This is a genomic window from Streptomyces sp. NPDC059009, assembly GCF_042740175.1.
GTDB lineage: Bacteria > Actinomycetota > Actinomycetes > Streptomycetales > Streptomycetaceae > Streptomyces.
Genome location: NZ_JBHYJB010000006.1, coordinates 121,719 through 134,603 on the forward strand (window position 1 = coordinate 121,719; position 12,885 = coordinate 134,603).

At 71.5% G+C, this 12,885-nt stretch carries 10 protein-coding genes; 4 read left to right on the forward strand and 6 right to left on the reverse strand.

Features of this window, described 5'->3' with window-relative positions:
- Positions 1 to 144 precede the first annotated feature (144 nt).
- Complete coding sequence (locus ACFWYM_RS08135; protein ID WP_384831778.1) at positions 145 to 693, reverse strand: DUF937 domain-containing protein; 549 nt, start codon at positions 691 to 693, stop codon at positions 145 to 147.
- Positions 694 to 948: 255 nt separating this feature from the next.
- Here ACFWYM_RS08135 and ACFWYM_RS08140 point away from each other — a divergent pair, with 255 nt between their 5' ends.
- Both ACFWYM_RS08140 and ACFWYM_RS08145 read left to right on the forward strand, forming a co-directional pair.
- Positions 949 to 3,207 (forward strand): ATP-dependent RecD-like DNA helicase, encoded by a 2,259-nt coding sequence (locus tag ACFWYM_RS08140; protein WP_384831781.1) that lies wholly within the window; start codon positions 949 to 951, stop codon positions 3,205 to 3,207.
- A gap of 192 nt (positions 3,208 to 3,399) precedes the next feature.
- On the forward strand, positions 3,400 to 4,746 hold the full coding sequence (locus tag ACFWYM_RS08145) for a citrate synthase (protein WP_384831784.1): 1,347 nt from the start codon (positions 3,400 to 3,402) through the stop codon (positions 4,744 to 4,746).
- A 550-nt stretch (positions 4,747 to 5,296) separates the two neighbouring features.
- On the opposite strand, the gene ACFWYM_RS08150 is transcribed toward ACFWYM_RS08145, so the two are convergent.
- The 5 genes from ACFWYM_RS08150 to ACFWYM_RS08170 all read right to left on the reverse strand — a co-directional run bounded on the left by ACFWYM_RS08150 (position 5,297) and on the right by ACFWYM_RS08170 (position 10,700).
- Positions 5,297 to 7,573 carry a heavy metal translocating P-type ATPase gene (locus tag ACFWYM_RS08150; protein ID WP_384831787.1) on the reverse strand — a complete coding sequence of 759 codons (2,277 nt, stop codon included), beginning with the start codon at positions 7,571 to 7,573 and terminating at the stop codon, positions 5,297 to 5,299.
- Between the two features lie 128 nt (positions 7,574 to 7,701).
- Positions 7,702 to 8,028, reverse strand: a complete 327-nt coding sequence (locus ACFWYM_RS08155; protein WP_384831790.1) for a heavy-metal-associated domain-containing protein — start codon at positions 8,026 to 8,028, stop codon at positions 7,702 to 7,704.
- Positions 8,029 to 8,146: 118 nt separating this feature from the next.
- Positions 8,147 to 8,347: a helix-turn-helix transcriptional regulator gene (locus ACFWYM_RS08160; protein ID WP_384831793.1), complete on the reverse strand. Its 201-nt coding sequence runs from the start codon at positions 8,345 to 8,347 to the stop codon at positions 8,147 to 8,149.
- A gap of 380 nt (positions 8,348 to 8,727) precedes the next feature.
- On the reverse strand, positions 8,728 to 9,777 hold the full coding sequence (locus ACFWYM_RS08165) for a helix-turn-helix domain-containing protein (protein WP_384831796.1): 1,050 nt from the start codon (positions 9,775 to 9,777) through the stop codon (positions 8,728 to 8,730).
- A 14-nt stretch (positions 9,778 to 9,791) separates the two neighbouring features.
- Positions 9,792 to 10,700, reverse strand: coding sequence for a sugar phosphate isomerase/epimerase family protein (locus ACFWYM_RS08170; protein WP_384831799.1), 909 nt, complete (start codon positions 10,698 to 10,700; stop codon positions 9,792 to 9,794).
- Positions 10,701 to 10,849: 149 nt separating this feature from the next.
- Between ACFWYM_RS08170 and iolC the strand changes: the two genes are divergently transcribed.
- Together iolC and ACFWYM_RS08180 are read left to right on the forward strand one after the other, a co-directional pair.
- Positions 10,850 to 11,776, forward strand: coding sequence for a 5-dehydro-2-deoxygluconokinase (iolC, locus tag ACFWYM_RS08175; protein WP_384832104.1), 927 nt, complete (start codon positions 10,850 to 10,852; stop codon positions 11,774 to 11,776).
- A 175-nt stretch (positions 11,777 to 11,951) separates the two neighbouring features.
- Complete coding sequence (locus ACFWYM_RS08180) at positions 11,952 to 12,872, forward strand: deoxyribose-phosphate aldolase (RefSeq protein WP_384831802.1); 921 nt, start codon at positions 11,952 to 11,954, stop codon at positions 12,870 to 12,872.
- The last annotated feature ends 13 nt before the right edge of the window (positions 12,873 to 12,885 follow it).

Here is a 12,885-nt window from a genome sequence, read left to right on the forward strand (position 1 = left end):
TTGAGGACGAGGCGCGTTCAGCGCCGATGGGGGCAAGGGGCGGAGCCCCGGAGCAGGGGCGCAGGGGGCGCAGCCCCCGCAAGGCCCACCCGCCCCGGGGGCCCGGGGGCCTGCCCCCGGTTTCGGGAAGGGGCGGGCCAGGGGCTACTTCTTCCCGCCCCCCAAGATGCCACCCAGCAGATCACCCAAGCCCCCAGAAGCCTGCGCCCCGCCCCCGCCCCCGGCCCCCGCCCCCGGCGCCTTCGCCCCACTGGCCCGCTTGGCCATCACCGCCAGCACGATGGGGATCAGCATCTCGATCCCCCGGCTGACCGTGGCCTCCGGAAGCCCCGTCTTCTTGGAGACGGCCGAGGCGACGGGCTTGCTCATCTTCGCGAGCATGCCCGACATCATCGTCCCGCCGAGAAGCCCACCCAGCCCGCCCCCGAGGGTGGCAACACCTTGGAGGGGCGCCGCACCGTCGGCGGGAGCCTCCGCGACCTCCGCGACGGCCTGCTTCACCTCGTCGGCGTCCTCGGGCGCCCCCGCCGCCTTGTCCTGGAGCCCGCCCGCGAGCGCGGACACGGTGTGGGAGACGAACTGCTGAGGACCGCCCGCCTCGGCGACGCCGGGCAGCTGCCCCAGCTCCTGGAGCTGGTCATCGCCGAGCTGGTCGAGCACGTCCTGCTCAAAGGAAGAAGCGTCATCACTCATGCCATAAACGCTACGTCTGACCCGATATGTCGGCACTCTGGGAAACTTTTCGGCGACTCCGTGCAACCCTTCGCGGCCGACGCGGGTCGTACTGGGCGTCGGTGTTTCCGGAGGGGGAGATCCGGGGGGATCTCGGGAGCCATCGACAGGGGAGGGAGACACCTGAGGGGCCCGGCCGATCGGCCGGGCCCCTCGAAACTGTCCGGTTATCCACAGCCCGGCCACGCTGTCGGCGCCCGGCGGTAACGTCGGATCATGGCGAGTTCAGGAGCGGTGCCGCCCCCGCGGCAGGCGGTCGTCGAGGGGGTCCTGGAGCGGATCACCTTCGCGAGCGAGGAGACCGGCTACACGGTCGCGCGCGTGGACACGGGCCGCGGCGCCGGCGACCTGCTCACGGTGGTCGGCTCGCTCCTCGGCGCCCAGGTCGGCGAGTCCCTGCGCATGGAGGGCCGCTGGGGCTCCCACCCGCAGTACGGGAAGCAGTTCACCGTCGAGAATTACACGACAGTGCTCCCCGCCACCGTCCAGGGCATCCGCCGCTACCTGGGCTCCGGCCTCATCAAGGGCATCGGCCCGGTCATGGCGGACCGCATCACCACACACTTCGGCGCCGACACCCTCGACATCATCGAGCAGGAGCCCAAGCGCCTCGTCGAGGTCCCCGGCCTCGGCCCCAAGCGCACGAAGATGATCGCCGCCGCCTGGGAGGAGCAGAAGGCCATCAAGGAGGTCATGGTCTTCCTCCAGGGAGTGGGCGTCTCCACCTCCATCGCCGTCCGCATCTACAAGAAGTACGGCGACGCGTCGATCTCGGTCGTGAAGAACCAGCCGTACCGCCTGGCCGCCGACGTCTGGGGCATCGGCTTCCTCACCGCCGACCGCATCGCCCAGTCCGTCGGCATCCCGCACGACAGCCCGGAGCGCGTCAAGGCCGGTCTGCAGTACGCCCTTTCGCAATCCACCGACCAGGGCAACTGCTTCCTGCCCGAGGAGCGCCTGATCGCGGACGCGGTGAAGCTCCTGCAGGTCGACACGGGCCTCGTCATCGACTGCCTCGCCGAGCTCGCGGCGCAGGAGGAGAGCGACGAAGAAGGCCCTGGCGTCGTCCGTGAATCGGTGCCAGGACCCGAGGGCGAGGGCGACGTCACCGCGATCTACCTGGTCCCCTTCCACCGCGCCGAGCTGTCCCTCTCCGCCCAGCTCAAGCGCCTGCTCACCACGGCGGACGACCGCATGCCCGCCTTCCAGGACGTCGCCTGGGACAAGGCCCTGGCCTGGCTCGCGGACCGCACGGGCGCGGAGCTCGCGCCCGAGCAGGAGGAGGCGGTCAAGCTCGCCCTGACCCGCAAGGTCGCCGTCCTCACCGGCGGCCCCGGCTGCGGCAAGTCCTTCACGGTCCGCTCCGTCGTCGAGCTGGCCCGCGCCAAGAAGGCCAAGGTTGTGCTCGCCGCGCCCACCGGAAGGGCCGCCAAGCGCCTGGCCGAGCTCACCGGCGCCGAGGCGTCCACGGTCCACCGCCTTCTGGAGCTGAAGCCCGGCGGGGACGCGGCGTACGACAAGGACCGCCCCCTGGACGCCGACCTGGTCGTGGTCGACGAGGCGTCCATGCTGGACCTGCTGCTCGCCAACAAGCTGGTGAAGGCCGTGCCGCCGGGCGCCCATCTGCTCTTCGTGGGCGATGTGGACCAGCTGCCGAGCGTCGGCGCGGGCGAGGTCCTGCGGGATCTGCTCAGCGAACGGAGCCCCGTCCCCGCCGTCCGCCTCACCCGCATCTTCCGCCAGGCCCAGCAGTCCGGCGTGGTCACCAACGCCCACCGGATCAACTCGGGTGTTCCGCCGCTGACTTCGGGCCTCAGCGACTTCTTCCTGTTCGTCGAGGAGGAGACGGAGGACGCGGGCCGGCTCACGGTGGACGTGGCGGCGCACCGCATCCCCGCCAAGTTCGGCCTGGACCCGCGCCGCGACATCCAGGTCCTGGCCCCCATGCACCGCGGCCCCGCGGGCGCGGGCAACCTCAACGGCCTGCTCCAGCAGGCCATCACCCCCGCCCGCCCCGACCTGGCGGAGAAGCGCTTCGGCGGCCGCGTCTTCCGCGTCGGCGACAAGGTCACCCAGATCCGCAACAACTATGAGAAGGGCCTGAACGGCGTGTTCAACGGCACGGTGGGTGTGGTCACCGCCCTGTCCGTCGACGACCAGCGCCTCACGGTCCTGACCGACGAGGACGAGGAGGTCCCGTACGACTTCGACGAACTGGACGAGCTGGCCCACGCGTACGCGGTGACGATCCACCGCTCGCAGGGCAGCGAGTACCCGGCGGTGGTGATCCCCGTCACCACCGGCGCCTGGATGATGCTCCAGCGGAATCTGCTCTATACCGCCGTGACCCGCGCCAAGAAGCTGGTCGTCCTGGTCGGTTCGCGCAAGGCTCTCGGACAAGCGGTGCGCACGGTCTCGGCGGGCAGGCGCTGTACGGCGCTGGACTTCCGCCTCTCGGGACGGAGGCCCGCCTGAAGGGGTCGAGGCGGCTCAACACCCGTATCCACTACGGGCAGGTCACGTTTGATCGATCAAATGAGTCGCAAAGGTCACAGACCACTTCCGGAACCACGGCATAGGCGGCAGGATGAGCAGGTTGGCGGCACTCAGTGCCGTCAATAGGCCCAATGGTCGACCCCGAGTGCACTCTCCAGGGCCAAATGGGGGATGGTAGAGACAGTCAGGGCACCTCGAAGAAGAGGCACAACGTCGGTGAGGGATGACGTGAGCGACAACTCTGTAGTACTGCGGTACGGCGATGGCGAGTACACCTACCCGGTGATCGAATCGACCGTCGGCGACAAGGGCTTCGACATCGGGAAGCTGCGCGCCCAGACCGGTCTGGTGACCCTGGACAGCGGCTATGGCAACACGGCCGCCTATAAATCCGCCATCACCTATCTCGACGGCGAGCAGGGCATCCTCCGGTACCGCGGCTACCCGATCGAGCAGCTGGCCGAGCGCTCCACCTTCACCGAGGTGGCGTACCTCCTGATCAACGGCGAGCTGCCGAAGGTCGACGAGCTGGCCACGTTCAAGAACGAGATCACGCAGCACACCCTGCTGCACGAGGACGTCAAGCGGTTCTACGACGGCTTCCCGCGCGACGCCCACCCGATGGCGATGCTGTCGTCCGTGGTCAGCGCGCTGTCGACGTTCTACCAGGACAGCCACAACCCGTTCGACGAGAAGCAGCGTCACCTCTCGACGATCCGCCTTCTCGCCAAGCTTCCGACGATCGCGGCCTACGCGTACAAGAAGTCGCAGGGCCACCCGGTCGTCTACCCGCGCAACGACCTCGGCTACGTCGAGAACTTCCTGCGCATGACCTTCTCGGTGCCCGCCGCCGAGTACGACCTGGACCCGGTCGTCGTCGCCGCGCTCGACAAGCTGCTGATCCTGCACGCGGACCACGAGCAGAACTGTTCGACGTCCACGGTCCGTCTGGTCGGCTCCTCGCAGGCCAACATGTTCGCGTCGATCTCCGCGGGCATCTCCGCCCTCTGGGGTCCGCTGCACGGCGGCGCCAACCAGTCGGTCCTGGAGATGCTGGAGGGCATCCAGGCATCCGGCGGCGACGTCGACACCTTCATCCGCAAGGTGAAGAACAAGGAAGACGGCGTGAAGCTCATGGGCTTCGGGCACCGGGTCTACAAGAACTTCGACCCGCGCGCGAAGATCATCAAGGCCGCCGCGCACGACGTCCTCTCCGCCCTCGGCAAGTCGGACGAGCTGCTCGACATCGCCCTGAAGCTGGAAGAGCACGCGCTGGCCGACGACTACTTCGTCGAGCGCAAGCTCTACCCGAACGTGGACTTCTACACGGGCCTGATCTACCGCGCCATGGGCTTCCCGACCGAGATGTTCACGGTCCTGTTCGCCCTCGGCCGCCTCCCGGGCTGGATCGCCCAGTGGCACGAGATGATCAAGGAGCCGGGCTCCCGCATCGGCCGCCCGCGCCAGATCTACACGGGTGAGGTTCTTCGGGATTTCGTGCCCGTGGAGGCTCGCTGACCAACGGCTGGGGGTCCGGGGGTCGTCCCCCGGGCTGGCACAGCACGGGGGAGGTCCTTCGGGACTTCGTCCCGGTCGAGGCCCGCTGAGCACGGTCCGCCAGACCAAGGCCCGCTGATTCAGCGGGCCTTGAACGGGTCCTGATACGGCGAAAAGCGCCCCGCCGCCGATCCCCCCACGGGTCGACGGTCGGGGCGCTTTCCTGTGTCCCGGTGCGGATTCCCCCCACGGGATCCGGCCGGGCGACTGTGGGCAGCGCGCCGCTGCGGTCTGCCGGGACGCGTACGTACGGGAGGGCCGCTCAAAGCTCCCCGGTGCACGTGCCCCGGCAACGCAATTCCAGAGCATCCCCCAAGACACTCTGTCCCCGATGCCCGAGACGTCCCCCAAGACGTCCTTGGCATCGCACTCTTAGACTCGCGAGCCCCCTCAATGGTTACGTTCGGAAGACTGTGATCTGCGTCTCTTGCATATGTCCTGAAGGTACGCAAGAGGCCCGATATGCCGATCCGGCGTCAGAGGTGAGAATGCCGCAACGAGCCTGCGGGGGCTATGTGAAGGTCCTCAGACGAAGGCTGTTGGTGACCACGAAGACCGAAGAGAACGCCATCGCGGCGCCCGCGATCATCGGGTTCAGCAGACCGGCGGCCGCGAGCGGCACCGCGGCGACGTTGTAGCCGAAGGCCCAGAAGAGGTTGCCCTTGATCGTGGCGAGGGTCTTCCTGGAGAGCCTGATGGCGTCGGCCGCCACGCGCAAGTCCCCGCGCACCAGCGTCAGATCGCTCGCCTCGATCGCGGCGTCCGTGCCGGTGCCCATGGCCAGGCCCAGGTCGGCGGTGGCGAGCGCGGCCGCGTCGTTCACGCCGTCCCCGACCATCGCCACGACCCTGCCCTCGCCCTGCAGCCGCCGTACGACGTCGACCTTGTCCTCGGGGAGCACCTCCGCGTACACGGCGCCGGTGTCGATGCCCACCTCGCGGGCCACCGCCTCCGCGACCGACCGGCCGTCGCCGGTGAGCAGGACCGGGGCGAGGCCGAGGGCGCGCAGCGCGCGGACCGCCTCGGCACTGGACTCCTTGACGGCGTCGGCCACTTCGAGGACGCCGCGCGCCTGTCCGTCCCAGGCGACCAGCACGGCGGTGCGCCCGGCGGCCCGCGCCGCCTCCCGCGCCGGGGCGAGCCGGTCGAGTCCCGTCACCGTGGCCCCGGCGAGCAGCCGCTCCCGCCCCACGAGCACCTCGTGCCCGTCCACCACGCCCCGCACGCCCTGCCCGGCGACGCTCTCGAACCGCTCCGGTACGGGCAGTTGGCCCGCGTCCAGGCCGAGCCGCTCGGCCGCGCCCGCCGCCACCGCCCGCGCGAGGGGGTGCTCGGAGGCGTGCTCCAGGGCCCCGGCGAGCCGAAGCAGCTGCTTCTCCTCGGTGGCCTCGATGTCCGCGCCCTCGGCGGCATGGACGTCCGCAAGGGTCATCCGCCCGGTCGTCACCGTCCCGGTCTTGTCCAGGACGACGGTGTCCACCCGCCGGGTGGACTCCAGGACTTCGGGTCCCTTGATCAGGATGCCGAGCTGCGCGCCGCGTCCCGTGCCCACCATCAGCGCGGTCGGGGTGGCGAGCCCGAGGGCGCAGGGGCAGGCGATGATCAGGACGGCGACGGCCGCGGTGAACGCGGCGGTGGCGTCGTCCGTGGCGAGCAGCCAGCCCACCAGCGTGCCGAGCGCGATGAGGAAGATGACGGGCACGAAGACCGCGGCGATCCGGTCGGCGAGCCGCTGCACCTCGGCCTTGCCGGTCTGCGCGTCCTCGACGAGCCGGGCCATCCGGGCCAGTTGGGTGTCGGCGCCGACGCGGGTGGCCTCGACGACGAGCCGCCCGGAGGCGTTCACGGTCGCCCCGGTCACCGCGTCGCCCACCGCCACGTCGACGGGCACGGACTCACCGGTCAGCATCGACACGTCGACGGCCGAGGCGCCCTCGACCACGGTCCCGTCGGTGGCGACGGTCTCCCCGGGCCGCACCACGAACCGGTCGCCCACGGCGAGCCGCGCCACCGGAACCCGCACCTCCGCGCCCCCGCGCAGCACCGAGACGTCCTTCGCGCCCAGTTCGAGCAGGGCCCGCAGCGCGGCGCCCGCCCGCCGCTTGGAGCGGGCCTCCAGATAGCGGCCGAGCAGGATGAACGTGACGACGCCCGCGGCCACTTCGAGATAGACGGTCGACGAGCCGTCCGTACGGCTGACGGTGAAGTCGAAGCCGTGCCGCATCCCCGGCATCCCCGCCGTCCCGAAGAACAGCGCCCACAGCGACCAGCCGAAGGCGGCCAGGGTGCCCACCGAGACCAGGGTGTCCATGGTGGCGGCGCCGTGCCGCAGATTGGTGAACGCGGCCCGGTGGAAGGGGAACCCGCCCCAGACCACGACGGGCGCGGCGAGGGTCAGCGAGAGCCACTGCCAGTTGTCGAACTGCAGCGAGGGGACCATCGCGAGCAGGACCACGGGCAGGGAGAGCGCGGCGGAGACGAGCAGCCGCTGCCGCAGCGCGGCACTCTCACCGTCGCCGGACGGCCCACCGGGCTCCGCACCCTCCGGGTCCGACTCCGGCTCCGGGGGCGGGGGCTCGATCTCCGCCGCGGTGTAGCCCAGCTTCTCGACCGTCGCGATCAGCTGCGGGAGTTCGACCCCGTCGGCGTACGACACCTTCGCCTTCTCCGTGGCGAGGTTGACCGACGCGGTCACCCCTTCCAGGCGGTTCAGCTTCTTCTCGATGCGGGCCGAGCAGGAGGCGCAGGTCATCCCGCCGATGGCGAGTTCGGCTTCGCGAGTGGTCATGGCGGTGGTTCTTTCGCTACGAGGACGAGCTTTCGCTGCGCGTACGAGGGGTGGGGAACGCCGAGCGGGGAACGCCGAGCGGGCCGGGACCCTCGCGGGTACCCGGCCGACTGCGGTGCAGGTGCGGGTCAGCTCTTGCTGACTCCGGCGAGCTCGTAGCCCGCCTCGTCGACGGCGGCGCGCACGGCCTCCTCGTCGAGCGGGGCGTCGGAGACGACGGTCACCAGGCCCGTGGCGGCGACGGCCGTCACGGAGGTGACCCCGGCGATCTCGGAGATCTCGCCGGAGACGGCGCCCTCGCAGTGGCCGCAGGTCATCCCCGTCACCTCGTACACGGTGGTGGTGGCGCCCTGCGAGGTCTCGGCGGCGGCGCCGGAGTGGCAGGAGCCGCTGGGGGAGCAGCAGGAGCCGGTCGACTCGGTGCTGACCTGGGGGAGCTCGGTCTGGGCGCTCATGGCGTTCTCCTCGGTGACTCGGTGAAGCGGGCGTGCAGGGGGAGTCGTAACGTGCAGGAGGAGCCCCGGAGTCGCCGGGGACCCTCTGACACGTCCCACACTATACCCCTAGGGGGTATCAATCAAATCTCCGGCCGCGATTGCCGGGGCGCGCCGCCACCCAGGCGCGAATGGTGTCCGCGTACCAGTAGGGCTTGCCGCCCTCCACGTGGTCGGGGGCGGGGAGCAGCCCGTGCTTCCGGTACGAGCGCACGGTGTCGGGCTGGACCCGGATGTGCGCGGCGATCTCCTTGTACGACCAGAGCCTTCGGTCGGTCATCAGTGGCACCTCCCTGCGGGCGCCGCAGGGGCGGCTCGGGAGAGCCGTCGGGGGAGCTGCGGCGCGGACGCTGGCGATCACTCAGCCTGTGCCCGGTGAACGACGCGGGGGGCGCGCAGGGGGGCGGCTGTCGTCCGGCTGTGACGCAAGACCCGCGTATGCGGGACATGTGTGACAGGACGGGCGGATTTGTGACGCGTGCGATGCGTGCGAGGGGCGCGTCGCCAGGGCGCTCACGGGGCGCAAGCTGAGAACGGAGCAAGCTGCGAACGGAGCAAGCTGAGCGGGCCGGGCCTGCTGCGCCAGGTCCGGCCCGCCGGCTTCCCCGCTTCCCCCGGGGTCATGTGGCTCGTCGTGCGGCTCGAAGGGCACAGCGTGCCTCAGCGCCGCCCCCGGGTCTTGGAGAAAAACGCGGCACGCGCCGAGGGGTCGGAGGGCAGGATCAGGCTCGTCGGCTCGCCCGCGAGGCGGTCCGGCTGCGGCGGCCCCCCGGGCAGCGGCCCCCGGCGCCGGGCCACCGAGAACTCCCCCGGGGTGCACCCCGTCATCGCCTTGAACTCGCCGCTCAGATGCGCCTGGTCGTAGAAGCCGCAGAGCGCCGCCGTCTCCGCCTGGCTGCGCCCCGCCGCGAGCAGCCGCCGGGCCCGCTGGAGCCGCAGCACCCGCCCGGCCGCCTTCGGGCCGATGCCGATCTGTTCCCGGAAGCGGTTCTCCAACTGCCGTACGCTCCAGCCGACTTCCTCGGCGATGTGCGCGACCGGCGCGGCGCCCTGGGTGCGGACCAGCTCGCCCCAGGCCCGCACCGTGCGCGCCGACGACGGCGGGCCGCTCTCGGCCCAGCGCGCGAACGCGTCGTCGAGGAGGGCGAAGCGCTGGGTCCAGGAGGGCAGGTCGCCGAGGGCGGCGGCGAGTTCGCCGACACTCTCCCACCGGCCGTGCGCGGGGCCCCCGAGGTCCAGCGCGTCGGGGTCGATGTTGCGGTGCGACAGCTCGTGCAGGGCGGTGCCGAAGAGCGTGAACGCGGCCCAGGGCGTGAGCAGCACCTCGATCCCCGCGAGACGGCCGTCGTGCTCGCCCATCACCGGCTCCGTGCACAGCCCCGAGAGCACCGAGACCAGCGACACCGAGGGGCGGGTCGAGCCCGCGAGGCCGGTGATCCGCACCGGCCGGTCGAAGCCGAGCAGCAGCGTGACCGCGCCGATCGGCACTTCGAGGCGGCGGCGCGGGCCCGGCAGTGCGAACCGCATCCCCCGGTAGCTGATCACGCCGGGCCGCAGCCGCGGATGCGGCAGCCCCGTCGCGATCTCCCAACTCCCGTCCCGGGAGCGGGCGGAGCGGGCCGGGGCGCGCAGCCCGTCGAGCCCCAGGCCGCGCAGGCCGATCCCGCCGACTCCCCGTCCCGCCGGCCTCCTGCCCGTCCCCCCGTTCATGTCCTACCTCCCCGTCAGGCCCCGCATGATCGTAGGAACGAGCGGGTCCGCCGGGCGATGGGCAGCGGCTGCTCCGGCGGACAGGGGTACATGTCCTGCTCGACGATGGCGAAGAGGTCGACGCCGAGGCGCTGCGCCGCGTCGAGGACCGGCTCCAGGGCCGGCTCACCGGCCGGCGGTTCACACATCACGCCCCGCGCCACGGCGGGCCCGAACGGCAGCTCCTCGTCCCGGACCTGGGCGAGCACAGCCGGGTCGACCTGCTTGAGATGGAGATAGCCGATGCGCTCCCCGTACGTCTCGATGAGCTTGACGCTGTCGCCGCCGCAGTACGCGTAGTGGCCGGTGTCCAGGCAGAGCGAGACCAGGTCGGAGTCGGTCGCGTCCAGGAAGCGGGCGACGTTCTCCTCGCCGTCGATGTGGGTGTCCGCGTGCGGGTGGACCACCACGCGCAGCCCGTACTGCTCGCGCACCTCGTGCGCCAACCGCTCGGTCTGCGTGGTGAGATGGCGCCACTGCTCCGGCGTGAGCGTCGAGTCCTCGAGGACCGCACCGGTCTTGTCGTCGCGCCAGAAGGCGGGGATGACGACGAGGTGCCCGGCGCCGGTCGCCCGCGCGAGCGCGGCGTTGTCCGCGACGTGGGCCCAGGTCTCGTCCCAGACGGCGGGCCCGTGGTGCAGCCCCGTGAAGACGGTCCCGGCGGACACCTTCAGGCCGCGCCGCGCGGTCTCCTCGCCGAGCACGACCGGGTCGGTCGGGAGATATCCGTACGGCCCGAGCTCGATCCACTCGTAGCCGGACTCCGCGACCTCGTCCAGGAAGCGGCGCCAGGGGACCTGCCCCGGGTCGTCCGGGAACCACACGCCCCACGAGTCGGGAGCCGAACCGATCCGGATGTGTGACAGGCGGGGCAGCGTCGTCATGGCCCAAGCCTCCCGGCCGCTTCAGAAGGGTGTCAAGGGTGGTCCGAATGTAAGGACAAAATGTTGACAGGGTTCCCGGGGCGGGATTAGACCTGGGGGAGACGACAGGAAGCGAGGACGCGGTGACCGATCCGTATGACGTCATCACCATGGGCCGGATCGGGGTGGACCTCTACCCGCTTCAGGCCGGGGTGCCGCTCGCGGAGGTCACGTCCTTCGGGAAGTTCCTCGGCGGCTCGGCCACGAACGTCGCGGTCGCGGCGGCGCGGCAGGGGCGGCGGACCGCGGTGATCACGCGCACCGGTGAGGACCCCTTCGGGGAGTATCTGCACCGGGCGCTACGGGAGTTCGGCGTCGACGACCGCTGGGTGACCGGGGTCGCGGGCCTGCCCACGCCGGTCACCTTCTGCGAGGTGTTCCCGCCGGACGACTTCCCGCTCTACTTCTACCGCCTGCCGAAGGCGCCCGATCTGGAGATCCGGGGCGACGAACTGGACCTGGGCGCGGTCGCGGCGGCGCGGATCTTCTGGGTGACGGGGACGGGGCTGTGCGCGGAGCCCAGTCGCGGGGCGACGCTGACGGCCCTGGGTGCCCGGTCGTCGGGGACCACCGTCTTCGATCTCGACTGGCGGCCGATGTTCTGGGCGGACGCGAGCGAGGCGCGGGCCCATTACCGGGCCGCGCTCGGGCACGCCACCGTCGCCGTCGGGAACCTCGACGAGGTGGAGGTGGCCACCGGGGAGCGTGAACCGGGTGCTGCGGCACGGGCGTTGCTGGACGCGGGGGTCGAGCTCGCGGTGGTGAAGCAGGGGCCCAAGGGGGTGCTTGCGATGAGTGCGGCGGGGGAGTGTGCGGAGGTCCCGCCGCTGCCGGTGACGGTGCTGAACGGGCTCGGGGCCGGGGATGCCTTCGGTGGGGCGCTGTGTCATGGGCTGCTGGCGGGGTGGGAGTTGGAGCGGGTGGTGCGGTACGCCAACGCGGCGGGGGCGATCGTCGCTTCGCGTCTTGAGTGTTCGTCCGCGATGCCGTACCCGGATGAGGTCGAGGCGGCGGTGCGGGCAGGGGCGGTGACGTGACTTTTCCCCAACCCCGCCCCTTCCCGAAAACCGCTGCCGCGGCCCCGGTGTGCCCGTCCTGGGGCTGCGCCCCTAGACCCCCATCGGCGCTGAACGCGCCTCCTCCTCAATCGCCGGACGGGCTAGGGACAGCCCGTCCGGGACTTCGGGAAGGGGCGGGGTTGGGGAAATGCCAATGACCATCGACCCGGGCGCCCTCGCCAGAACCCGTGCCCGCCACCCCGAAGCCATCGCCGAGGCCGCGGCCCGCCGCCCCCGGCGCCCCCTCCTCGGCCGGAGCGGGCGGCTGCTCATCGTGGCCGCCGACCACCCCGCACGGGGCGCCCTCGGCGTCGGCCGCGACCCCCTCGCCATGGCCCACCGGACCGACCTCCTCCAACGCCTCTGCCTCGCCCTGTCCCGCCCCGGCGTGGACGGCGTCCTCGCCACCGCCGACATCCTCGAGGACCTGCTGCTGCTCGGTGCCCTCGACGGGAAGGTCGTGATGGGGTCCATGAACCGAGGGGGCCTCGCCGGTGCCGCGTTCGAGCTGGACGACCGGTTCACGGGGTACCGGCCCCAGGACCTGGCCAGGATCGGGTTCGACGCGGGCAAGCTGCTGCTCCGCGTCGACCACCGGGACCCGGGCTCCCTCGACACGCTGCACGCCGCCGCGCGCGCCGTCGACGCGATGGCCGAGCACCGCCTCCCCGTGTTCGTCGAACCGTTCCTGAGCAGAAGAGAAGGCGACGGTGGCAGACGAGAAGGGAGCGGCGTGCTGCGCAACGACCTGAGTCCCGAAGCCGTCATCACCTCCATCGCCATCGCCTCGGGCCTCGGCGGCACCTCCGCGTACACCTGGCTGAAGGTGCCCGTCACCCGCAACCCGGACGACATGGCGCGCGTCCTGGAGACCTCGACGCTGCCCGCGGTGCTGCTCGGCGGCGATGTGGGGGATGATCGAAACGGTGCGAACGACGAGGACGCGGTGTACGAGAAGTGGCGCGGTGCGCTGCAACTGCCCACCGTGCAGGGCCTGGTCGCCGGGCGTGCCCTGCTGTACCCGCCCGACGGGGACGTGGCCGGAGCGGTCGACACCGCCGTAGGACTGTTGTGACCGCCACGAGTGA

Bases quoted from the DNA above. Each gene is read 5' to 3' on its own strand.
- ACFWYM_RS08150 (WP_384831787.1), bottom strand. From the start codon at position 7,573: ATGACCACTCGCGAAGCCGAACTCGCCATCGGCGGGATGACCTGCGCC.
- ACFWYM_RS08170 (WP_384831799.1), bottom strand. From the start codon at position 10,700: ATGACGACGCTGCCCCGCCTGTCACACATCCGGATCGGTTCGGCTCCC.
- ACFWYM_RS08140 (WP_384831781.1), top strand. From the start codon at position 949: ATGGCGAGTTCAGGAGCGGTGCCGCCCCCGCGGCAGGCGGTCGTCGAG.
- ACFWYM_RS08155 (WP_384831790.1), bottom strand. From the start codon at position 8,028: ATGAGCGCCCAGACCGAGCTCCCCCAGGTCAGCACCGAGTCGACCGGC.
- iolC (WP_384832104.1), top strand. From the start codon at position 10,850: ATGGGCCGGATCGGGGTGGACCTCTACCCGCTTCAGGCCGGGGTGCCG.
- ACFWYM_RS08165 (WP_384831796.1), bottom strand. From the start codon at position 9,777: ATGAACGGGGGGACGGGCAGGAGGCCGGCGGGACGGGGAGTCGGCGGG.
- ACFWYM_RS08160 (WP_384831793.1), bottom strand. From the start codon at position 8,347: ATGACCGACCGAAGGCTCTGGTCGTACAAGGAGATCGCCGCGCACATC.
- ACFWYM_RS08180 (WP_384831802.1), top strand. From the start codon at position 11,952: ATGACCATCGACCCGGGCGCCCTCGCCAGAACCCGTGCCCGCCACCCC.
- ACFWYM_RS08135 (WP_384831778.1), bottom strand. From the start codon at position 693: ATGAGTGATGACGCTTCTTCCTTTGAGCAGGACGTGCTCGACCAGCTC.
- ACFWYM_RS08145 (WP_384831784.1), top strand. From the start codon at position 3,400: ATGGTAGAGACAGTCAGGGCACCTCGAAGAAGAGGCACAACGTCGGTG.